The organism is Wigglesworthia glossinidia endosymbiont of Glossina morsitans morsitans (Yale colony) (genome assembly GCF_000247565.1).
Lineage (GTDB): Bacteria > Pseudomonadota > Gammaproteobacteria > Enterobacterales > Enterobacteriaceae > Wigglesworthia > Wigglesworthia glossinidia_B.
In genome coordinates this window covers 674,985-697,880 of sequence record NC_016893.1, presented here as the reverse complement: position 1 = coordinate 697,880, position 22,896 = coordinate 674,985, and the positions used below count along the sequence as shown (strand labels likewise).

General features: G+C 23.7%; 18 protein-coding genes and 1 tRNA gene. 6 read left to right on the top strand and 13 right to left on the bottom strand.

Features of this window, described 5'->3' with window-relative positions:
- Positions 1–5: 5 nt before the first annotated feature.
- Positions 6–914, top strand: a complete 909-nt coding sequence (locus WIGMOR_RS03315) for a 4-hydroxybenzoate octaprenyltransferase (protein ID WP_081469474.1) — start codon at positions 6–8, stop codon at positions 912–914.
- A 16-nt stretch (positions 915–930) separates the two neighbouring features.
- Here the strand turns inward: WIGMOR_RS03315 and plsB are convergent, their stop codons facing one another.
- Complete coding sequence (plsB, locus tag WIGMOR_RS03310; RefSeq protein WP_014354405.1) at positions 931–3,294, bottom strand: glycerol-3-phosphate 1-O-acyltransferase PlsB; 2,364 nt, start codon at positions 3,292–3,294, stop codon at positions 931–933.
- A gap of 245 nt (positions 3,295–3,539) precedes the next feature.
- Here plsB and argS point away from each other — a divergent pair, with 245 nt between their 5' ends.
- On the top strand, positions 3,540–5,267 hold the full coding sequence (argS, locus tag WIGMOR_RS03305) for an arginine--tRNA ligase (RefSeq protein WP_014354404.1): 1,728 nt from the start codon (positions 3,540–3,542) through the stop codon (positions 5,265–5,267).
- A gap of 25 nt (positions 5,268–5,292) precedes the next feature.
- On the opposite strand, the gene murJ is transcribed toward argS, so the two are convergent.
- Together murJ and pyrD are read right to left on the bottom strand one after the other, a co-directional pair.
- Complete coding sequence (gene murJ, locus WIGMOR_RS03300) at positions 5,293–6,840, bottom strand: murein biosynthesis integral membrane protein MurJ (RefSeq protein WP_014354403.1); 1,548 nt, start codon at positions 6,838–6,840, stop codon at positions 5,293–5,295.
- Between the two features lie 80 nt (positions 6,841–6,920).
- Complete coding sequence (gene pyrD, locus WIGMOR_RS03295; protein WP_014354402.1) at positions 6,921–7,931, bottom strand: quinone-dependent dihydroorotate dehydrogenase; 1,011 nt, start codon at positions 7,929–7,931, stop codon at positions 6,921–6,923.
- A 224-nt stretch (positions 7,932–8,155) separates the two neighbouring features.
- On the opposite strand from pyrD, the gene hemB reads away from it, so the two are divergent.
- Complete coding sequence (gene hemB, locus WIGMOR_RS03290; protein WP_014354401.1) at positions 8,156–9,145, top strand: porphobilinogen synthase; 990 nt, start codon at positions 8,156–8,158, stop codon at positions 9,143–9,145.
- A gap of 26 nt (positions 9,146–9,171) precedes the next feature.
- On the opposite strand, the gene WIGMOR_RS03285 is transcribed toward hemB, so the two are convergent.
- A tRNA-Leu gene (locus WIGMOR_RS03285) sits at positions 9,172–9,254 on the bottom strand.
- A 237-nt stretch (positions 9,255–9,491) separates the two neighbouring features.
- On the opposite strand from WIGMOR_RS03285, the gene murI reads away from it, so the two are divergent.
- Positions 9,492–10,325, top strand: a complete 834-nt coding sequence (gene murI, locus WIGMOR_RS03280; RefSeq protein WP_014354400.1) for a glutamate racemase — start codon at positions 9,492–9,494, stop codon at positions 10,323–10,325.
- A 7-nt stretch (positions 10,326–10,332) separates the two neighbouring features.
- Here the strand turns inward: murI and pssA are convergent, their stop codons facing one another.
- The 3 genes from pssA to WIGMOR_RS03270 form a co-directional block, all read right to left on the bottom strand.
- Entirely contained in the window at positions 10,333–11,025 is a 693-nt protein-coding gene (pssA, locus tag WIGMOR_RS03585) for a CDP-diacylglycerol--serine O-phosphatidyltransferase (protein WP_236607847.1), read from the bottom strand.
- On the bottom strand, positions 11,022–11,699 hold the full coding sequence (locus WIGMOR_RS03580; protein WP_236607846.1) for a phospholipase D-like domain-containing protein: 678 nt from the start codon (positions 11,697–11,699) through the stop codon (positions 11,022–11,024). The genes pssA and WIGMOR_RS03580 overlap by 4 nt, the downstream gene beginning before the upstream one ends.
- Positions 11,700–11,955: 256 nt before the next feature.
- On the bottom strand, positions 11,956–13,512 hold the full coding sequence (locus WIGMOR_RS03270; protein ID WP_014354399.1) for an inorganic phosphate transporter: 1,557 nt from the start codon (positions 13,510–13,512) through the stop codon (positions 11,956–11,958).
- Between the two features lie 388 nt (positions 13,513–13,900).
- On the opposite strand from WIGMOR_RS03270, the gene pyk reads away from it, so the two are divergent.
- Complete coding sequence (gene pyk, locus WIGMOR_RS03265) at positions 13,901–15,340, top strand: pyruvate kinase (protein WP_014354398.1); 1,440 nt, start codon at positions 13,901–13,903, stop codon at positions 15,338–15,340.
- A gap of 24 nt (positions 15,341–15,364) precedes the next feature.
- Here the strand turns inward: pyk and purL are convergent, their stop codons facing one another.
- From purL to WIGMOR_RS03235, 6 genes are all read right to left on the bottom strand, one after another.
- Positions 15,365–19,252, bottom strand: a complete 3,888-nt coding sequence (purL, locus tag WIGMOR_RS03260; protein ID WP_014354397.1) for a phosphoribosylformylglycinamidine synthase — start codon at positions 19,250–19,252, stop codon at positions 15,365–15,367.
- Positions 19,253–19,471: 219 nt separating this feature from the next.
- On the bottom strand, positions 19,472–19,945 hold the full coding sequence (tadA, locus tag WIGMOR_RS03255) for a tRNA adenosine(34) deaminase TadA (protein ID WP_041944135.1): 474 nt from the start codon (positions 19,943–19,945) through the stop codon (positions 19,472–19,474).
- A 270-nt stretch (positions 19,946–20,215) separates the two neighbouring features.
- Entirely contained in the window at positions 20,216–20,605 is a 390-nt protein-coding gene (gene rpsI, locus WIGMOR_RS03250; protein ID WP_014354395.1) for a 30S ribosomal protein S9, read from the bottom strand.
- Between the two features lie 17 nt (positions 20,606–20,622).
- Positions 20,623–21,048, bottom strand: a complete 426-nt coding sequence (gene rplM / locus WIGMOR_RS03245) for a 50S ribosomal protein L13 (RefSeq protein ID WP_014354394.1) — start codon at positions 21,046–21,048, stop codon at positions 20,623–20,625.
- Between the two features lie 133 nt (positions 21,049–21,181).
- Positions 21,182–22,039: a cell division protein ZapE gene (gene zapE, locus WIGMOR_RS03240; protein WP_236607845.1), complete on the bottom strand. Its 858-nt coding sequence runs from the start codon at positions 22,037–22,039 to the stop codon at positions 21,182–21,184.
- Positions 22,008–22,289 carry a hypothetical protein gene (locus WIGMOR_RS03235; protein ID WP_041944134.1) on the bottom strand — a complete coding sequence of 94 codons (282 nt, stop codon included), beginning with the start codon at positions 22,287–22,289 and terminating at the stop codon, positions 22,008–22,010. Before WIGMOR_RS03235 ends, zapE begins: the two co-directional genes overlap by 32 nt.
- A 131-nt stretch (positions 22,290–22,420) precedes the next feature.
- Here WIGMOR_RS03235 and WIGMOR_RS03230 point away from each other — a divergent pair, with 131 nt between their 5' ends.
- Positions 22,421–22,813 carry a YhcB family protein gene (locus tag WIGMOR_RS03230; RefSeq protein ID WP_014354392.1) on the top strand — a complete coding sequence of 131 codons (393 nt, stop codon included), beginning with the start codon at positions 22,421–22,423 and terminating at the stop codon, positions 22,811–22,813.
- The last annotated feature ends 83 nt before the right edge of the window (positions 22,814–22,896 follow it).

Below are 22,896 nucleotides of genomic sequence, written 5' to 3'. Positions count from 1 at the left end.
AAATCATGATTTTGATAATAAAAAAAATTTTTTTTCAAAAAAAATACTTTGAAAATATTTTTTTTCAAAGATTTGAAGCGTTTATACGATTAATGCGCTTAAATAATTTATCCGGATTTTTTTTGTTACTTTGGCCAACAATTTGGTCTTTATGGATATCAACACACGGTAAACCTAGTTGCAAGCAAGTTATTATTTTTGTTCTTGGATGTTTTTTTACTAGAACATCCGGATGCATTATAAATGATATTATAGATCATAAAATTGATAAAAAAATAAATAGAACAAAAAATCGTCCATTGCCTCAAAATATAATTAGATTAAAAGAAGCATTTTTTACTTTTTTAATTTTTGTTGTTTTATCTTTTAGTACTATTTTTTTTCTTAATATTAAAGCATTTTTTTTATCTATTTTAGTGTTAATCTTGATCTGTACGTATCCTAAATTAAAGCTATATAGCTATTTCCCACAAGTTTTTTTAGGAATAACTTTTAGTTGTTCTATATTGATAGTGTATGCTGCTACAAAAAATAACTTTCCAATAACTTGCTGGCTTTTATTTGCTGCAAATATCGCCTGGACTACAGCTTATGATACACAATATGCGCTTTTAGATTTAAATAATGATATCATGCATAACATAAAGTCTACTGCTGTATATTTTAAAAAAAAATCTAAAAATTTTATATTATTATTGCAACTTTTAATGTTATTAATTTTTATTATGATTGGATATATAGAACAATTAGGCATTATTTTTTATTTTAGTTTAATTTTATCTAGCATTGTATTTTATATGCAAAATATTTGGGTATCTAAAAATATCATAAAATATATTTATAATGTTTTTTTAAGCAATAATATAGTAGGGGTACTCATTTTTTTTGGAATATCTATTGGATATTTAAAATAAATTTTATTTTTCATACTTAAATTAAAGACGTTAATATTTTGATCAAAGAATTTATTTTTTTATTTGTATTATTAATAAAATAATATTTTTTGTATAAAATATTAACAAGCGCAAAAAAATTTTTTCTATCAAAATTTTCCAAGAATTGCACTTTGTTTAATAAAAGTAGTTTTTTTACTATACGAAAGCTTTTATTTGTTAATAATGTTTGACTACCGTACGATTCATTTTTTAATACACAACATATTATCATTAGTTTTCTCAAAAATCCTCTTGAATGAAATGCTAATAAATTTAAATTTGATAATTTATTTGTTAAAACATAAATATTCGATTTATGATTAATAATAAAGTTGTTTTTTATTAATATTTGTATAATAGTAAAAGATATATTTGAGATTTGATTTTCATGAAATCTTAAAAATAATTCTATTTTTAAAAAAGGATATAAAATATGCACAATATTATCTAAATCTATATAATTTATATTTTTATGAGTCAAAATGATGTTTGATATTAAGGACGGCAAAACTAATAAATGTTTAATAGTATTACTATGATAGTTTATTTTTATAATATTATGATTTGCAATAAATATTGTATCATTTAATTTATTTTTACCTTTTTTTATCACAAAAGTTTTTTTAAAAATGTCACTATCAAATAATCTTTTTAGATTTAAATTAGGCAATATAATATTTGATGTATACGGAAAATTTTTAAAAAGATTAAAATAAAAATTAATTTGCGATAAAACTTGATAAAATTGTAATGATAAATCAGGAGCAGATATTAATATACTAGAGAATATATCAATTTCATTTACTACTGTAGCGTTATTTATACGTACCATTAAATTAAATGCTAAATTTCCAGTTTTTTTATTTGTTTCATTAATAAATGATTGTTTTTTGTTTATCTGAATTTTTTTTGTTTTAAAAAATTTATTATCAAACCATTGATGCAAAAATATAGGTTTACCAAAATTTATATATGCTTTGCCCAAATTTTTTAATTTATATATTGTTTTTAAAATTAGATATATATTTTCTTTTTCTTTTTTATAACCTAGAATTTCTTTTTCGTAAGACTTCATTTCTATGATATCTTCATATCCAATATAAATTGGCATCAATGCCACTGGTCGATTAATGCTATGCAAAAAAGCTCGTATAGTCATGATGAGCATGCCAGTTTTTGGATATAAAAAAATTCCCGTGCGAGAACGACCACCTTCAATAAAATATTCTATTGAAATTCTTCGAATAAATAGTTCTTTGAGATATTCTTGTAAAATATTAAGATATAATTTATTTCCTTTAAAAGATCGACGAATAAAAAATGCGCCTAATAATTTTAATGTCATACCGATAGGCCAAAAATTTAAATTGATTCCTGCTGCAATATGAGGCGGCACAATACCTTGATTGTATAGTACATAAGATAAAATTAAGTAATCCATATGACTACGATGACATGGTATATAAATTATCGTATATCCTTTTTCTGCTAATTTTTTTATACTATTAATATTATAGATTAATATTTTTTTATATGCATATTTAAAAAATTTTTTTAATATTTTATTTGATACATATATAGCTCCATATGAATAATTAGCAGAAATTTCTTTTATTAAACGTAAAACAAAATTGTAATTTTGTTTTGCATAGTTTAATCTTTTAGATAAAGCTTGACTTATAGATGTAGAAAATTGAATTTTTTTCAATAATTTTTTTTTATTAAATAATTTCGGTCCAACTATAATAAACGTAATACGTATAAATTTAATCTTTAAGAGGCGTATAATTTTTTTCAAAAATATTTTATCTTTATTACACTTTAATGCTATATATTTCATAGATAAAGATTGTAAAAAGACTATTAAAGTATCTCTTCCGTGCCATAACATTAAAAAAAATTTTTTAAAAATTCTGTACAATTTATTTTTAAAATTTTCATTTAACAAAATTTCTTGATTAGGATTACGACCAAAAAAAATAGAAACTGGTATGAATATAATTTCCATAGATACTTTTTTTTTCTTCAAAATAGAATTTATATAAAACAGTTCTTGAATATTATAATTACGAATATTTTTAAAAAAGTTAAATTTTTTATAATGCTTAATAAATATACATCTTGGCAATCTAGTATCGCTAATTTTTATTGTGGATAAAGGATCGGGTAGATGATTTTTTAAACATTCTGTTCTTAATGTTAAGATATCTATAATAGAATAATATTTAAATATATATATTATATATTTTTTAGAATCTTTATTTAACAAATAAGTATTATACGAAATCGGCGCAATTTTACTTTTTATAAAAAAATTAATGAAAAAATTTAGTACTTTATGAAAAAAATTCGCAACCAAAATAGTTTATCCTTTTACTATAATTTAATAAAAATTAGATAAATTTTTATAAAAAATTATTAAATATTTTATATATAAAACAGTATAGTAAATAAAATATAAAATTTATAAAAATTTTAGTTATAATTAATTAAATATATGATAATTAAAGTATACATAAATTTTTAACAAAAATATTAATTTAAGATTTATACAGACATTAATTTATAAATTAAAAAATAAACATTTTATATTTTTAGGATCACATGAATATTAAAAAAATTTTATTTGAAAAAATTAAAAAATCCCAATTAATTTCTAAGGAAAATTATTTTGACTTTTTTAAAGTTAAACAATCTAAATTGTTGAAATTTGGTCATTATCAAATTGACGGAGTTTTAAGAGCTTCAAGAAAATTTAATATAGAGCCAAAAAAATTAGCAAATGAGATCATTCAATTATTTATATCAGATAATATATCAGAAAAAATTGAATTTGTTCAACCAGGATATATTAATTTTTTTTTAAAGCGTTCTTGGATAGAAAAACAATTGTACATAATATATTGCAAAAAAAATTTAGGAATATTTGCTTCTAATAAAAAAACTGTAGTTATTGATTATTCTTCTCCAAATATAGGCAAAGAAATGCACGTTGGACATATAAGGTCAACTATTATCGGAGATTCAATCGCACGTATACTAAATTTTTTAGGACATCGCGTTATAAAAGCTAATCATGTAGGAGACTGGGGAATTCAATTTGGAATGTTACTTGCAAGAATTAAAGAACTTAAAAGATTTAATTTTTCAAAAATTACGTGTTCTGATTTAGATAAATTATATTGCGAAGCTAAACAAAAATACGATTCAAATGAAACTTTCAAAAAAAAAACGCATTATTGCACGTTAAAATTACAAAAAAAAAATAAAAATTCTATATATATTTGGAAAAAACTAGTAGATATTTCGTTAAAACATAACCAAAATATATATGCACAATTACATGTTAGTTTAAATTATAAAAATACTATGGGAGAAAGTTTATACAACGATATTGTACCAAATATTATTACTGATTTAAAAAAGAAAAAATTAGCAACTATACAATCCGGAAACACTATAGTGATCTTGAATGAATTTAAAAATAAAAACGGATCTCCTATGGGTGTAATTTTAAAAAAATCAAATGGCATATATTTATATGCAGCAACCGATATTGCTTGTATAAAATATAGATATGATATTTTTAAAGCAAATAAAATAATTTATTATACTGATTTACGTCAGTCTCAACATTTATCTCAAACGTTCATAATTGTTAGAAAAGCAAAATATATACCATCATCAGTACAACTAGAACATCATACATTTGGTATGATTTTAAAAAAAGATGGCACGCCTTTTAAAACTCGATCTGGAAATACAATTAAATTATTAACATTATTAAAACAAGCTAAAGAAAAAGCGAAAAATTTAATTATAAACAAAAAATCAAATATTTCATCAAATGATATTGAATCACTCTCTCAAGCAATTGGTATTGGTGCAATTAAATATTTTGAATTATCTAAAAATCGAACTTCAAATTACGTATTTGATTGGAAGAATATGTTAAATTTTCATGGAAATACTGCTCCCTACATGCAATATGCCTATGCACGTATGATTTCTTTACTGAGAAAAAATAAATATAAAAAAAATAGAACTAACTTTTTTATGTTAAACAAAATAGAAGAAGAAAATTTAGCTATATTATTATTACAATTTGAAGAAAATATGATTAAAACTGTGCAATTTGGTATGCCTAATATTTTGTGTAATTATTTATATAATTTATCCAAAATTTTTTCAAAATTTTATGAAAAGTGTCCTATTTTACATACAAAAAATAAGCAATTAAAAATTAGTCGTTTACAGTTGATTTTATTGACTATACGTACATTACGTATTGGATTAAACCTTTTAGGTATTCCACTAGTTAATAAAATGTGAATTTATTACATTTTTCTAATGATCTTTAATTTAATTTAATACGTCCAATATTTAAAATGTCACTAATTTTTATACCAAATATTAATAAGGTAGAAAAATATGTAATACTACTAATTAAAATAATGCTACACATTCGTACTAATCTATAAAATAAGTTACCATAATTCCAATTATTAATTAATGAAGATAAATAAAACATCATCATTAACATAGTGAATAAGCTAAACAATATCGGTAAAATAAATTTACGCCATTTTGTATGCAATATTAAATATTTTTTTTTACGTAATTTCCAATACAACAATCCAGCATGAAAATATGCAGTAATTGAGATAGAAATTGATAATCCTGCATGTTGGAAGTAAGTAATCAATAATATATTCATACATTGTGTCATCAATAACATTGATATAGCGTAATAAATTGGAGTTTTAAAATTTTTATGCGCATAAAAAGCTAAAGTTAAAATTTTTACTAAAATAAATCCAGTTAATCCTATTGCATAACCTATAAGAGCTTTTTGGGTCATAGTAACATCAAAATCTGAAAAACTTTTATATTGAAACAATGTAATAATTATAGGACGTGATAATGTTATTAACATTATGGATATTGGCAAAACACATAAAAAACATATTCGAATACCCCAAAATAAAACGTTTGAATATTTTTTATTTTCGTTTCTAGATGAAAATCGTGATAAATATGGCAACAAAATATTAGTAATTGATACTCCTAAAATACCTATTGGAAGTTCAACAATACGATCTGCGTAATACATCCAAGAAATAGAGCCTGGAGAAAAAAAAGAAGAAATAGCAGTGTTTATTGAAATTAAAATTTGGTTAATAGAAATTCCAAAAATAGCAGGACCAAGTAAAATAAACATTTTTAAAATTTTAGGCTGTTTTAATCGAAAATAATTTATATTAATTTTATTTTTTTTCAAAAAAACAAAATTAAAGCAAATCTGCATTGCTCCGCCTATTAATACTGACCAAGCTAAAGCAATAATATTGTTTACATGTAATTTTGGTGCTACAAATAATGCAAATAAAATCATACTAATATTTAAAAAAATAGGAGAAATTAAAGTAACAAAAAATTGATTGAAAGAATTTAAAATAGATGCAAATAAAGAAGAAATCGAAATTAATACTACATAAGGAAATAAAATACGAATTAAAGCAACTGTTAATTGAAATTGTTCAAAATTTTTAGTAAATCCTGGAGCAATTAAGATAACTAAAATAGGAGCAATTATTATTCCTAAAATAGCAATAAGAGTAATTAACAGTGCTAACCACCTAAAAACACAAGAAATAAAAATATATGTTTCTTTCTTATTATGTTTTTTTTTATATTCGATTAATATAGGTACAAAAATTTGTGAGAATGCACCTTCTGCAAATATTCTTCTTAAAAGATTAGGAATCCTAAAAGATACAAAAAAAGCATCTGTATTTAATCCTGGACTAAACACAGAAGCAATAGCAACATCTCGAATAAATCCAAAAATTCGAGATAATAATGTAATAAAACTGGATAACAAAAATAATTTATTTATACGCATTTTTTTAAAATATAATAAATTTATTTCAAAAATTTCTAATAAAAATTTAATTTTTATTTAAAAAAAATTTTTTAAAAGTATTACATTTCATTAATTATTTTTTTTACTATAGATACACCGTGAAATACTAAACTAGAATATATTTGAATCAAAGAAGCTCCGGAATAAACTTTTTCTTTTGCAGACTCTGCAGAATCTATTCCGCCAGATCCAATAATTGGGATTTTACCTCTTAATTCTAAATTTAATTTTTTTATTATATTTGTACTAATGTTTTTCAACGGTGCTCCACTTAATCCGCCTTGTTCATGATATTTTGTTTCTTTTAACATAGTACGACAAATAGTTGTATTTGTCGCTATAACACCGTCTATTTTATAATGTATTAAGGTATCTGCAATTTGTATAAGTTCATTATCATTAATATCGGGAGAAATTTTTATTAATATTGGTACATATTTTTTATATAAAGAACATAAATTTTTTTGTGAAAATTTAACTTCTTTTAATAATTCATGCAATAATACACCAAATTGTAATTTCCTTAAATTTTTCGTATTAGGTGAAGAAATATTAATAGTAATATAATCTGCATACAAGTAAGCTTTTTTTATACAAATTAGATAATCTTCTTTCGCTCTTTCTAGAGGTGTACTATGATTTTTTCCTATATTGATACCTATTCTCGTATTAATATTTTTTATTTTTTTAATATTTTCTAATAAATAATCTATGCCATAATTATTAAATCCCATTCTATTAATTATTCCACATATTTCTGGAAAATAAAATAAACGTGGTTTCTTTCTTCCTACTTGAGAATTTGGAGTTACTGTACCTAGTTCAATAAATCCAAAACCCATCGAATCAAAAATTTCTATAAAATCTCCATTTTTATCTAATCCTGCAGATAATCCGAGAATATTTTTGAAATTCAAACCCATACAAATAATATTTTTTGTTGGTAGTTTATTTTTTATTAAAAATTTTAAAGGACTACGATGAATGTACTTTGTGTATTTTAAAACTAAATTTTGTTTTTTTTCTGGATCTAAGTAAAACAAAATTTTTTTAATTAATTTATATAACATATTGTTTTATAAAATTAGAGTAAAATGAATAATAAATTTTTATTAAAAATTATAATTATATTAATATTTAATAATTTTTTTGTATTATAACAGCTCTTTAAAATGTTTAAATATATTAAAAATATTTATTATCTAGTAAAATATATGAAATAAAATTTTTTTTAAAAAAAATATATATATCTATAAATTTTAATTTTTTAAATTTTAATTTAGAATGGAATATTATGGAATTAATAACAAACAATCATGTTCAGTTTTCTAGATTAAGACGTTTAAGAAGCAAAAAAAAAGTTCGCGTACTTTTTCAAGAAACCGAAATAAAATTAAGTGATTTAATTTTACCGATTTTTGTAGAAGAAGATTTAAATCATATGGCACCTATTTCTACTATGCCTGGAATTTTTAGAATTCCAGAAAAATTATTATCTTATGAAATTGAAAAATATGTAAAATCCGGAATTTGTTCGATTATAGTATTTGGAATTTCACATCACTTAGACAATGAAGGTAGTAATACATGGAATTCAAATAGTATAATTTCAAGAGCTTTACGTATTTGTAAAAATGTTGCACCAGAAATAGTTTTAATATCTGATATGTGTTTTTGTGCATATACTACCCATGGACACTGTGGAGTGTTAGATAAAAAAAATGTTAATAATGATCAAACTATCTTAAATTTGGAACGACAAGCTATTATTTTAGCAAGTTCAGGAGCAGATTTTCTTGCTCCTTCAGCTTCTATGGATGGACAAGTACAAGCTATTCGATTTGCATTAGATAGATCTGGATTTTATGAAACTGGAATAATTTCATATTCTACTAAATTTAAATCAGCATTGTATGGACCATTTAGAGAAGCTACATATTCAAATTTAACAGAAAATCGTTCCACTTATCAAATTAATCCGATGAATCGTAGGGAAGCAATTAGAGAATCTTTAATTGATGTAGAAGAAGGAGCAGATGCATTAATTGTTAAACCAGCAAGTAATTTTTTAGATATTATTCGAGATATACGGGAAAGAGTTTATTTACCGTTAATAGGATACCAAGTGAGTGGAGAATATTCGATGATTAAGTTTGCTTCAAAAGCTGGCGCTATAGAAGAAAAAAAAATTATTAGAGAATCTCTTGGATCAATTAAAAGAGCTGGAGCTGATGCAATTATTACGTATTTTGCGTTAGAAGTTGCAAAAAACAGTTTATTATAATAAATAATTAATATTTTGTTTTTTTTTGCCGAAGGTCGGATTTGAACCGACAAGTCGTGAGACGATTGATTTTGAATCAATTGCGTTTACCTAATTTCGCCACTTCGGCTTAAATGATAATTTATGTTTTTAATATATATTAAATTAATCAATTTTAATTATTTTATATTTTTTGCAAAATATTTTATCGTTCAAAACAATTTTGAATTATTAAATTTAAATATATACTGTATATATAGTGATTGTCAAAAAATTTATTAGAATAGTATTCTAGAATAATTATAACAATTATTTATATGCAATGCTAAAATATTATAGCAAGAATTAATAATTATTTAAATTAAAAATGATAAATCAAACTAAATATATTTTACCCGTAATTGCAATTTTTGATTCAGGAACAGGAGGGTTATCTATTTATAACAAGATTAAAAAATATATACCATGTGCAAAATATATATATATATTTGACAATGCAGAATTTCCATATGGTAAAAAGTCTAAAACATTTATATTGAATCGTATTGTAAAAATTATTACTAAAATTCACAAAATGCATAAAATAGATTTAACGATTCTTGCATGCAATACAGCAAGCATAATTGCGTTATCTTATTTAAAAAATAAATTATTAAATCCAATAATTGGAGTCATTCCAGAAATAAGTACTGCGCTTAATTATACAAAAAATAAAGTTATAGGGTTTTTAGGGACATCTATTACTATTAATCATTTTTCGTTATTCGAATTAGAATTAAGTGGTGTTAAAATTATTAAATTAGATGCTCATAAATTAATTTTATTATCAGAAGAAAAAATACTTAGAAATCATATTTCTTACAAATTAGTGCAAAATTGCTTAATTTCTTTTCTTCAAAATTCTCCTATTCCAGACACTATAATTTTAGGATGCACACATCTTTCGTATCTTATACCAGAAATTATTAAAAGTTTTCCTGAAAAAATTAAATTGATCGATTCTAGAAAAAAAATAAAAGATCAGTCTTGTTTATTACTATCAAATATTTTAAAAAACAAACCAGTCGTCAATAATATATCAGGAATTGCTTACTGCACGAAATTAATTTTTTCAAAAAAATTACGCAATATTTTAAAATCTTATAATTTTCAAACATTAAAAAAAATTAACATTAATTATAACCATATTAATTGCATATAAGTTTATTTTATAATATTTTTTTAATTAATCGATCGAAATGTATCACTTTAATATTTCGAATAATTCTTTGCACTTTTGCAGGATAATCAGAAATTTTTTCAATTTCTCGAAAATTTTTTATTCTTTTTGTATGCTTGCAAATATAAGATAGTTCTTTTTTACGTTGAATATAAATTTCTTGTTTTGGATCGTGTATTAAAATTGCATTTTCTAAATCTAACGCCCATGCTCGTGCATTAAAATTATTTCCAGTTAATAACATCCATATTTCATCAACCCAGATACCTTTAATGTGAAAACTATTATTTTTATTTTTCCATAATTTAATAATTAAATTTCCATCGTCTATATAATTTTGATAATTTTTCATAAAATTTCTTAAGTTAATTTCATACAAATACGGTATTATACTGATAATTTTGAATGTATGTTTGTTTGAAGTATAAAAATCATTTGCAATTTTATCACCAACAATAATTTCCACGGTTTTATGTAAACTTAAAATCTTTGATATATCTTTAATTAACAAAGGAAATAAATTAAAGTATGGCGTACATAAAATTAATTTATACTTTGTAGCACATACGAGATTATGTATCACGCGATTTAACAAATTATTTTTACCTAATCCTAAGATTGGTGCAATAGAAAGTTGATTATGGCATAGATCAGTGTCGTAATGATACTGGCTAGATTTCAATTTTTTACGTAATACTCTCGAGTAACGTCTAATAAAAAATTTTTTTTTTTATATGGTTTATAATTGTTTAAAAGCATTGAACTTTCAATTAATAATTTTGATTGAATAAAATTTAACATGGAATTAGCTAAAGCGTCATTGCAAATCATTTGATATCTATCATGACGGCATTTTTTATTAAATTGATTTAAATATGCATTACTAATACTTGCACCACTATAAAATACATAATTATCAACAATAAATCCTTTAAGATGCAATACTCCTAATGCTTCATTAAGATTTACAGGGATTCCATAAATTGGTACATTAATATTTTTATATATAGTCGCCATATCAGAATACCAATCAGCATTCGTTATACCTTGTTTTTTACCTAAAATTGTTCTGTGAGCTCTATACCAATCTACTAAGATTGCAACTTCTAAATTAGGGTTGTTTTTTTTTGCTTGATATATTGTTTTTAATATTTGCAAACCTGATTGATCTTTTTCTAAATATAATACGGCTAGGTAAATTAATTTTTTTGCTTCAGAAATTTTTTTTATAAGTAAATTAAAAAAATCTTGCGAATTATATATTGTTCTTATATTTTTTGAAAATTGTTTGATTTTAGGTAGTTCAATTAAATATTTTTGATATTTTTTTTGATTAAAATATATTGGTATTATCATAATTTTATAAAGAATGATGAATAAATTGTATGCAATATAAAATATATAAATAAATTGTTCAAGATCATTTGTTTTTTAACATATTTGAATAATATATAAAATTATTTTTATTACATTAACAAAATATAATTTTTTTCAATATAATTGAAAAGTTATTTTAAATTTAATTCTTCATAGTATTAAATATTTAATAAAATATTTTCATCTATAAATCTTTTATTTATAATTATTTTAATAACTTAAAAAATAATTTTTATTAAATCTGAGACATTAAAGTATATAATATTCCAGATAAAAGCATAGATACTGGTAATGTTAAAATCCATGCTAATAAAATATTTCTTACAGTTCTTTTTTGTATTTCTCCATGATCTATTAATACTGCTCCAGCAACAGCAGAAGATAATACATGAGTGGTGGATACCGGCATTCCAGTATAACTCGCAATTCCAATAGATAATGCAGAAGTAAATTGAGCAGATAAACTTTGAGCATAAGTCATTTCATTTTTACCAATTTTTTCTCCAATAGTTTGTGCAACACGTTTCCAAGATACCATTGTACCAAATGACAACGATAATGCTATTATAACTACAATCCAGATAGGAGAATATTCGATAATATACGTAATATCGCGACACAATTTTTTTAAAAATTTTTTATCTTTTTCTGATACTTCTGGGAGGCTAATCATTTTGTTAATTATATTAGATATAAACAACAAAGATTTTCTCAAATTAAATCTTTCTTCTGCACTTAATTGATAAAAATTTTTTTTATTTGATAATAATTCAGATGTATGTTCTATCACTAGAATAGTACAAGATTGTTTATAAACATTTTTATTTAACACGTTAGATATGCATTCTTCATATTTATTTTGTTTAAAATTAATATCTTGAGAAAAATGAGCATATTTTTCTTGAAAAATTTTTTCTTCTGTTTTAGGATCTGAATAATTTGCTAGTTTATTATGGTGACTTAAAAAATATTCATGTAAATTATTCACTGCATTTTTTGAATGATGTATATCATATTTATTAGCATCCATATTAATTACAAAACCTACAGGAAATACACCAATTAAAATTAGCATAATCAATCCTATTCCTTTTTGTCCATCATTAGCTCCATGAGAAAAACTGATTCCTGCTGCCGAAAAAATCAACGATATACGTATCCAAAAAGGCGGTTTTTTTTTCCCATCTTTCTTTTCTCTTTCGAGCGGAGTAAAATGTATTCTATTTATGTTTTTATTATTTTTCCAAAAATAACGTAAAATTAATATTAAAATGCCTGAAAGGAAAAATCCTATAAATGGAGAAATAATTAAAGATAAAAAAATATCAAACAATTTAGATAAGTTTAAAGTTTGATAAATTGATATATTTGTAAATTTTTGACTAAACAGTCCTACTCCAATAATTGCGCCGATTAAAGTATGTGAACTAGATACAGGCAACCGATAATACCATGTTCCAAAATTCCACATGATAGCTGCTAATAATATAGCAAACATCATTTTCAAACCATTTTTTGAACTAATGTTTAATAAAAGATCGTTCGGTAGTAAATGTACTATACTATAAGCTACACTCAACCCTCCTAATAAAACGCCAAAAAAATTAAATATTCCTGAGAAAATTACTGCTAATCTAGGTTTTAATGCTTTTGTATAAATTACAGTTACTACTGCATTAGCAGTATCATGAAATCCATTAATAAACTCATAAATTAAAACAAATAATATTGCTAATCCGAGCATACAGGCTGTATATAGCCCTAATTCTTGAAATAAATTTAAATATAACATGAAATGTATACTTTAATCTAAAATAGATTTTTATATTATCTTTTATAACTTAACTAAGGGAAAGAAAATATTTTAATTATTTTATTACTATTGTATTAAACTGAATTAATTAAATAATATAAATATATTTAATAATATATTTTAGCATAACTAATTTAAATAAATTTCAAAAAATATATTATTTAATAATAAAAAAATTTATAAAAGTAATTTTTATAATAATTATGCAAGATATAACTAATACAAAAATAGATTAAAAAATTAATATAAAATTTTTGTTTATTAATTTTGGTATAAATTATGCATATATAAAAAATAGAAAAACTAAAATTAATAAATATATTTTATTATTCCAAATTTAAAAAAATTAAAAATAGGAAATTATTATATGTCTATAAAAATTAGAAGAACAAAAATAGTTACTACTTTGGGTCCAGCTACAGATCTAAATAATAATCTAGAAAAAATGATATTATCAGGCGCTAATATAGTGCGTATGAATTTTTCTCATGGAAATTTTTCTGATCATTCTAGGAGAACAAAGGCAGTAAGAAAAATTTCACATAAATTAGGTAAAAATATTGCTATTCTTGGTGATTTACAAGGACCTAAAATTCGTATTTCAAGCTTTCAAAAAGGAAAAACATTTTTATCTCCAGGTAAACAATTTATATTAGATGCATCTTTAACAAAAGATCTTGGCACAAATTCGAGTGTAGGAATTGATTATAAAAAATTACCTCAAGACGTAATTCCAGGAGATATATTATTATTAGATGATGGACGTATACAATTAGAAGTAAAAAAAATTTTAAATCAAAAAATTTACACTACAGTACGTATTGGAGGTTACTTATGTAACAACAAAGGCATTAATAAATTAGGTGGCGGTTTATCTGCAAAGACACTCACACAAAAAGATAAGCAGGACATCATATATGCTACTAAAATGGGAATTGACTATTTAGCTGTTTCATTTCCTCGAACAGGAGAAGATTTAAAATACGCTAAAAATTTGTTAAAAAAATTAAATAGTCATGCAAAAATTATTTCAAAAATTGAACGTGCAGAGGCTGTAGCAAATAATGATATAATAGATGAAATTATTATAGCTTCCGATGCGATAATGGTTGCAAGAGGCGATTTAGGAATAGAAATTGGTGATCCAGAATTAGTTGGAATACAAAAAAAATTAATACAAAGAGCACATAATTTAAATCGCGCAGTAATCACTGCAACGCAAATGATGGAATCTATGATTAATAACCCAATGCCAACACGTGCAGAAGTCATGGATGTTGCTAATGCAGTATTAGATGGAACAGATGCAGTAATGTTATCAGCCGAAACTGCAATTGGGAAATATCCAATAGAAACAGTAATATCTATGGCAAATGTTTGTATAGGAGCAGAAAAAATTTCTAATAATAATACTTTAAAATATAGAGAAAATATGCAATTTCGATCTGTCGAAGAATCTATGGCAATGTCTGCTATGTATGTAGCAAACCATTTACAAGGTATACGTGCAATTATATCACTTACTGAATCTGGAAAAACACCTCTTATTATGTCTCGAATTAGTTCAGAATTACCTATTTTTGCGCTTTCTAAGCATGAATGCACTTTAAATTTAACGGCTTTATATAAAGGAGTAACACCGGTATATTTCAACAATAATGAAAAAGGTATTAATGCCGCGAACTCCGCTATTAATTTATTAAAACAAAAAGGATTTTTAGTTTCTGGAGATTTTGTAGTAATCACCCAAGGTGATGTGATGGGTACTGTTGGAAAAACTAATACAAGTCGTGTGTTACGTGTTTAATTTCGATTATAAAAAATTTAATTTTTATCCTATCTGCTTCCTAGCATTTCTAAAGATTCTCATCCATGGACTGTCTTCTTCGGCATAATTATGAGATAAATAAGAAAAATTTATACTTCTAAAACTTCTTTCTGGATGCGGCATCATAATATTTATCCGGCCATCGAAATTAGTAAGTGCTGCAATACCATGTTTTGATCCGTTTGGATTAGAAGGATATAGTTCTGTAGTACTACCATAATTGTCTATATATTTTAGTGTTACTAAATTTAATTTTTCTATCATTTGAAGATCTTTAACATTTTTAAATTTTACTCTTCCTGTGCTGTGTGCAACTGAAATAGGTATGCAAGAACCTTGCATATCTTTTAGTAAGATTGATGGACTATTTAATACTTCAACTAAAATAAAACGCGCTTCAAATCTACACGATTTATTTGCGACAAAATTTGGCCAATGCTGAGTTCCAGGTATAATTTCTTTTAATTCAGACATCATTTGACATCCATTACATATACCCAATGATAAAGTGTTCGGATTATTAAAAAATGATTCAAACATATCTCTCAATTTATTATTTAATAAAATTGATTTTGCCCATCCCGATCCTCCATATAATACGTCTCCATAAGTGAATCCACCGCAAGCTACTAAAATGTTATATTTTTTTAAAATATTTTCTGAACTAAACCGTAAGTCATTCATGTGTACGTCGATAGGTTGAAATCCTGCTCTATAAAAAGCAGCTGCCATCTCGGTATATGCGTTAGTACCTTGTTCTCTTAAAATAGCAATTTTTGGAAATTTTCTAATTAAAAAAAAAGGTGCTGAAATATCATTTTTTGGATTAAAAGTAAGTTTCATTCTTAATCCTGGATTAAAAGTATCTTGTCTTAGTCGATGTTCTTGATCAGCGCTATCTGCATTATCTCTTAATCTTTGAATTTTCCATGTTGTTTCTGACCACCATGCACGTAATACAGTTCTGCTATGCTCATATAAAATTTTTTCATTATTTCTTAATGTGAATTGATCTCCTGAATAAGCATATCCTATGTTATATAAACAATTTTCTAATTTGTTTTCTTTAAAAACATTTAATACGTATTCATAATCTTTTTTTTGAATTTGAATCAAGCCTCCTAATTCTTCATTAAATAATATTGATATTATATTATCTCCTAGATCATGCAAGTTAATATCAACAGAACAATTTCCTGAAAAAGCCATTTCAGCAAGAGTTACAAATAATCCACCGTCGGATCGATCGTGATAAGCAATTAATTTTCTTTTTTTTAATAATTTTTGCATAACATAAAAAAACTGTTTTAATTTTTTTGTGTTTCTTACATCTGGAGTATCGTTCCAAATTTTTTGATATGTTTGTGATAAAGCTGTTCCTGCTAATCCTTGATATTGATTTCCTAGATCAATAAATAATATAAAATTATCAACTTCATATCTTAATTGCGGAGTAACAGTGGCTCTTACATCTTCAACACGAGCACATGCTGATATTACTAAAGATGGTGGAGCAGAAACAGTTTTGCTATTATTTTTATCAATCCAATTAGTTTTCATAAACATAGAATCTTTTCCAACTACAATCGTTAAATTTAAATCGGGACAAAATTTTTCTCCTAGTTCTTTAACGGTTTGATATAATTTATAGCTATCTAAATTATTGCTAGAATCAATCATCCAATTTGCCGATAGTTTAATGTTTTCTATGTTTTTAATATATACTCCTGCAATATTAGTAATAGCTTCTCCAACTGATAAACGCGCAGAAGCGGCAAAATCTAATAAAGAAATCGGGCTACGTTCACCTATTGAAACAGCTTCTCCGTAATAACTTTCAAAACTTGATACTGTTACTGCAGAATCTGATACTGGAATTTGCCAAGGACCAATCATTTGATCACGTGTCACAGTTCCAGTAATACTACGATCGTTAATTGTAATTAAAAAACTTTTATCTGCGACAGATGGAAGATGTAAAATACGATGAATAGCATCACTTAAATCAATTTTACTTAAATCTAGTTTTTCATTTTTTATTGAAATTAGATTTTTATTAATTATTTTCGTCAATTTTACATGTTGATATAATTTTTTTACAGGTAAATTAATTGTCATATTATCGAAATATTCGTCATACACTATACATTTCAAAGAATTTGTAATTTCTCCTATTATAGCATATGGAGCATTTTCGCGCCTACAAATGGCATGGAATATTTTCAGCTTATTTTTATTAAGCACTAAGACATATCTTTCTTGTGATTCATTACACCATATTTCTAATGGAGTCATATTTTTTTCAATATTCGGGATTTCTCTTAATCTGATAAAAGCTCCGCATTTATTTTGAATTAAAATTTCTAAAATAGTAGTAGATAATCCACCTGCGCCAACATCATGTATAAACAAAATCGGATTATTTTTTTTCAATTCACAACAACGATTAATAACTTCTTGACATCTACGTTCCATTTCAGGATTTCCACGTTGTATAGAAGAAAAATTAGGATTGATATGATGTGATAAAGATGATGTAGATGCGCCTCCTAGGCCTACTTTCATGCCTGGATTACCTAAAATTATCAATTTATTTTTAGAAATAATATGTTTCTTAAATACATGGATTTCTCGAATTAATCCTAATCCTCCAGATAACATAATAGGTTTATGATATCCTCTTAATTCAATTTTATTGTTTATTTTTAAATATTTTTCATATGTACGAAAATATCCCGATAGACATGGTCTACCGAATTCGTTATTAAATTCAGATGCACCTAGAGGTGCATGTAACATAATATTTAAAGAATTATGAATATGTTTTGGATAGCTAAAATATTCTTCCCATGGTTGACGAAAAAATGGAATAAAAAGATTAGAAACAGAATACCCCGACCATCCTATTTTGGGGGTAGAACCTCTTCCAGTAGATCCTGAATCTCTAATTTCGCCTCCAACGCCTGTAGATGCACCAGAAAATGGCGATATTGCAGTTGGATGATTATGTGTTTCTGCTTTAATAACAATATGCATTTTTTCTTTATGAAATCCGTATTCTTTCGTTTTAGAATGTGAAAAAAATTGTTTTGTCATAGATCCTAAAATTACTGCTGCATTATCAGAATAAGCAGATAAAACATTTTTAGGTGTTTCAACAAGAGTATTTTTGATCATTTCAAAAAGAGATTGTTTGTATTTATTTTTGTTAAAAATCCATTTTGCATTAAATATTTTATGTCGACAATGTTCAGAATTAAATTGTGCAAACATGTATAATTCTGCATCATTAGGATTTCTTTTTAGTTGTTTAAATACTGTAAATAAATGCTCTATTTCTATATCGTTTAAGGCAAGTTGAAATTGATCATTAAATTTTTTTAAAGCATTTTTACCGTATTTTAATATGTTAACAATCTTTACTGAACTAGGATGATCTTTTTGTTTAAATATTTTTAATGCTTGTTTAATAGTTCTGCATACAACTTCTGAAGTATGATCATATAATAAATTTTCGATTTTTTTCCATTGTTGTATAGTGAGAATATTAGAATTAATATAGTATATTATACCTCTTTCAATTTTATCAATGTTATTTAAACCGCAGTTATCAAGAATATTTTTTATTTTTTGAGACCATGTAGAATTTGTTCCTGATATTGGAATTATTAAAAAAAACTTGCCTATTCTATTTTTTTTAATAGAATGATTATGACCTAACAAATATTTTAATTTTTTAATAGTACTAACTTTGATTTTATTTTTAGATTCTATAAAATAAATATATTCACAGTTAATATTTTTTATAGGTAAGTTAAAATAATTCAATTTTATTTTTATTTTATCTAAAATAACATTATGAGCTTCCTGACCTCCACGCAATAATTTCATGATTTTCTATGCCTCATAGAATATATTGTTTCATGATAAAACGATTTTGATTTATAAACTTTTTTAAAAATTATTAATTTTAAAAAAATTAAAATTTAATATTATTTTAAGTACAATTTAATTTTTCGCATGTATTCAAGTATGAATTTTAATTATTTTAAAATTAAAAAATCAAAGTATATTTGATTAAAAAAAATAAATTAATTTTTTTAAAATATTTTAATATTTAATGCGACGACAATAAAAAAAATTATGCATGGCTTCGGAGCATTCTTTTGCTAAAACTCCTTCTGTTAATACAAAATGATGATTTGATTCATTACTGTTTAATAATTTTTCAATAAATAAATTTTTTCTATTTTTTTTTCTAGCACCAAATATTAAACGATCTATACGAGCATTTATGATAGCTCCAATACACATGATGCATGGCTCAATAGTTGTATATATTTCTGCATTTATTAGTCGATAATTTGACATATATTTTGCTGCCTGACGTAGTGCAATAATTTCGGCGTGTGCGCTAGGATCTTGTCTAGAAATTGATTGATTCCATCCTTCTCCAATTATTTTATTGTTCAACACTACTACGGATCCAATCGGTACTTCTTGCATATTACTTGCTTGATGCGCTAAAAAGATTGCATGTGACATCCACTTGATATCATGCATATTATTTTTATTTGGTTGCATTATAGTGCTGATTTAATGAAAAATAAAAAAATTTTTTTATACAATATATGACATTAAAAGTGTCCAAATTTTATTTGGATTGAAAAAATTATTTTTTACAATATTAAAATTGTATAGATATGTATAAATTTTTTTTGCAAAATAATTTATATAACAATTAAAATAAAATTTGTCATGTGCTCTGATTAAAATATTCTTAAATAATAAATGCGTGTATTATGTTCATAAATAAAACAGATCATATTAATTTAATTTTAAAATATTTTTATTTTAACGTTTAGAAAATTGAGGACGACGTCTAGATTTTTTTAAACCTACTTTTTTTCTTTCAACACAACGAGAGTCTCGAGTAATAAAACCTGCTTTTCTCAAAATAGATCTTAATTGTATATTATATTGCACTAAAGCACGTGCAATTCCATGTCGAATAGCTCCGGCTTGACCAGATATTCCTCCACCTTTCACAGTAATGTAAAAATTTAATTTTTTTTCCATATCAATTAATGATATTGGTTGATGTATTATTTTTTGTAATGTTTCTTGTTTAAAATACTTTTTTATATCAATATGATTAATTGTAAATTTTCCATTTCCCTGTGTCATAAATATTCTTGCGGATGCTGTTTTTCTTCTACCAGTTCCGTAGTATTTATTGTGCATAAATAGTATTTATCCGATTAATTTAAAATTTTAGGTTTTTGTGCAAAATGATTATGGTGTTTTCCAGAAAATATTTTTAATTTTTTTAACATAAGTTTTCCAAGAGGTCCTTTCGGAAGCATGCCCTTGACTGCATAATAAAGAACTTTTTCTGGATTTTTTTCTAACATATGTTCTAAAGTTATTTTTTTTATTCCTCCATGGTATCCAGTATGATGATAATAAAATTTATTTTTTAGTTTTTTACCGCTAACTTTAATTTTTTTAGCGTTAATAACTACAATATAATCGCCCATATCCAAGTGAGGTGTATATTTTATATTATATTTTCCTTTTAAAATTTGAGCGAGTTTAGTTGAACATCTTCCTAAAATCTTATTTTCTACATTATATAAATGCCAAGAACTTAATATAAGATTTTTTTTCATCATAAATGTTTGCATATTAATATTTTCTTTACTTAATTTTAAATATATTTTTGTTATAAACGTTTAAAAAGTTAATCAAATTTTTTTAATTGAAATTTGAATTATAAATAAATTTTTTATTAAAGTCGAACTTTTTATTATGTGCATATTAAAGCACAAAATATTTTTCGCTTTGCATTTCATACAGTCTTGAAATACATCTATTATATTCAAATTTTAATAAATCACCATTATATATTTGTGATATGCATACAGATGATATAGTAATTAATTTCACTCGATTTGCATATAATGCATCTATTAAAAATAAAAATCTTTTGCCAACATCTTCCTGACTATTATCAATTTGAATTACGTTATATAGAAAAATAATAGCAAATTTTTGCGCAATTACAATATAATCATTTTGACTGCAAGATGATATGCATAGATCTTTAAAATTAAATGCTGATATTTTATTTGATAACCATAAAGTTTTAATTTTTCTATGATTAATTTCAATATTTACATTTTTTTTAAAATTATTTTTATTTCCAATAAATTTAAAAAAAAGTTTTTTCATTTTATTTATATTCTTTTCATTAATCGGATATAACCAAAATTTAGAAATATGCACATTTAACAAACGATAATCTACTCCAGAATCCAGATTTAGTATAGTATAATATTTGTAAATTAATTCAATAGTTGGTAAAAATTGTGATCTTTGCAAACCATCTTTGTATAAATCACATGGTGGAAAATTTGATGTTATGATTAATAATATGTTTACTTTTAAAAAGTATTTAATTAAATTTCCTAGTAGCATTGCATCTGCAATGTCTGAAATAAAAAATTCATCAAAACATATAATGTCTACTTTATTTTTGAAATTTTTTGCTACAATTTTTAATGGATTTTTTTTTCCTTGCAGTATATACATATCTTTATGTATTTTTATCATAAATTCATGAAAATGAATTCTCATTTTTCTATTAGTTGGTACTGATTGGTAAAATAAATTCATCAACCAGGTTTTCCCTCTTCCTACACCACCCCAGATATATAAATTGTGTAGTTTTTTTTTTATTAAATAATTTAAATAAAACTCTTTTGAAAAACATAATACTACTGTTTTTTAAATTATTATTTTTTGGCATAAAAGTTTTATAAATTTGATCTAAATGTAAAATTACATCATATTGGGATTTATCTAAATGATAATTTTTTTTACGAACTATATTGCGATATATTATGAATAAAGAATTTGTAAGCATGATATTCCTGAATTTAAATAATGATAAAGTAGTTCTTTTATAACATAATTTATCATAATAAATATAATTTTGCATGTTCATATGATGTTACTATTGAAATAGTATTTTTTTTAAAAATCACAGGAGGAAATATGCTATCACTATATATTATATTCGGATTTATTTTAGGAATGATCGTTAGTTTTTTTCTCATAAAATATGGTAATAAAAATATATGTAATAAAAATAAATTCAAAAAAAATCTAGATAAACATCGAGAAGAGTTAATAAATCATCAAATGGAATTGCAACAGTATTTTTTAAATAGCATAAAATTATTAGAAAATTTGATAAAAGATCATCATAATCTACATCAGTATACTTTAAAAAGTGCAAAAAATTTGCTTCTAAAAAAACAAAAAAAGTTTAATTCATCAGATGATGTGTTAAAAACTTTATATAATTACGAATTATCGTCTGGTAAAATACAACCTAGAGATTATCCGATGCAACAAAATGATAATATAATAATAAAAAAAAAATAAATGATGATTTTAAATATTTTATTTAATTTTATCTTAATATTAAAGATCACAAAAAATGAATATAAACTAATATTAAAATAAAC

Bases quoted from the DNA above. Each gene is read 5' to 3' on its own strand.
- WIGMOR_RS03580 (WP_236607846.1), bottom strand. From the start codon at position 11,699: ATGATAATACCAATATATTTTAATCAAAAAAAATATCAAAAATATTTA.
- zapE (WP_236607845.1), bottom strand. From the start codon at position 22,039: ATGAATTTATTTTACCAATCAGTACCAACTAATAGAAAAATGAGAATT.
- rpsI (WP_014354395.1), bottom strand. From the start codon at position 20,605: ATGCACAATAAATACTACGGAACTGGTAGAAGAAAAACAGCATCCGCA.
- purL (WP_014354397.1), bottom strand. From the start codon at position 19,252: ATGAAATTATTGCGTGGAGGTCAGGAAGCTCATAATGTTATTTTAGAT.
- rplM (WP_014354394.1), bottom strand. From the start codon at position 21,048: ATGCAAACATTTATGATGAAAAAAAATCTTATATTAAGTTCTTGGCAT.
- argS (WP_014354404.1), top strand. From the start codon at position 3,540: ATGAATATTAAAAAAATTTTATTTGAAAAAATTAAAAAATCCCAATTA.
- tadA (WP_041944135.1), bottom strand. From the start codon at position 19,945: ATGCAACCAAATAAAAATAATATGCATGATATCAAGTGGATGTCACAT.
- WIGMOR_RS03235 (WP_041944134.1), bottom strand. From the start codon at position 22,289: ATGCTTACAAATTCTTTATTCATAATATATCGCAATATAGTTCGTAAA.
- murI (WP_014354400.1), top strand. From the start codon at position 9,492: ATGATAAATCAAACTAAATATATTTTACCCGTAATTGCAATTTTTGAT.
- WIGMOR_RS03315 (WP_081469474.1), top strand. From the start codon at position 6: ATGATTTTGATAATAAAAAAAATTTTTTTTCAAAAAAAATACTTTGAA.
- murJ (WP_014354403.1), bottom strand. From the start codon at position 6,840: ATGCGTATAAATAAATTATTTTTGTTATCCAGTTTTATTACATTATTA.
- pyrD (WP_014354402.1), bottom strand. From the start codon at position 7,931: ATGTTATATAAATTAATTAAAAAAATTTTGTTTTACTTAGATCCAGAA.
- WIGMOR_RS03230 (WP_014354392.1), top strand. From the start codon at position 22,421: ATGCTATCACTATATATTATATTCGGATTTATTTTAGGAATGATCGTT.
- hemB (WP_014354401.1), top strand. From the start codon at position 8,156: ATGGAATTAATAACAAACAATCATGTTCAGTTTTCTAGATTAAGACGT.
- WIGMOR_RS03270 (WP_014354399.1), bottom strand. From the start codon at position 13,512: ATGTTATATTTAAATTTATTTCAAGAATTAGGGCTATATACAGCCTGT.
- pyk (WP_014354398.1), top strand. From the start codon at position 13,901: ATGTCTATAAAAATTAGAAGAACAAAAATAGTTACTACTTTGGGTCCA.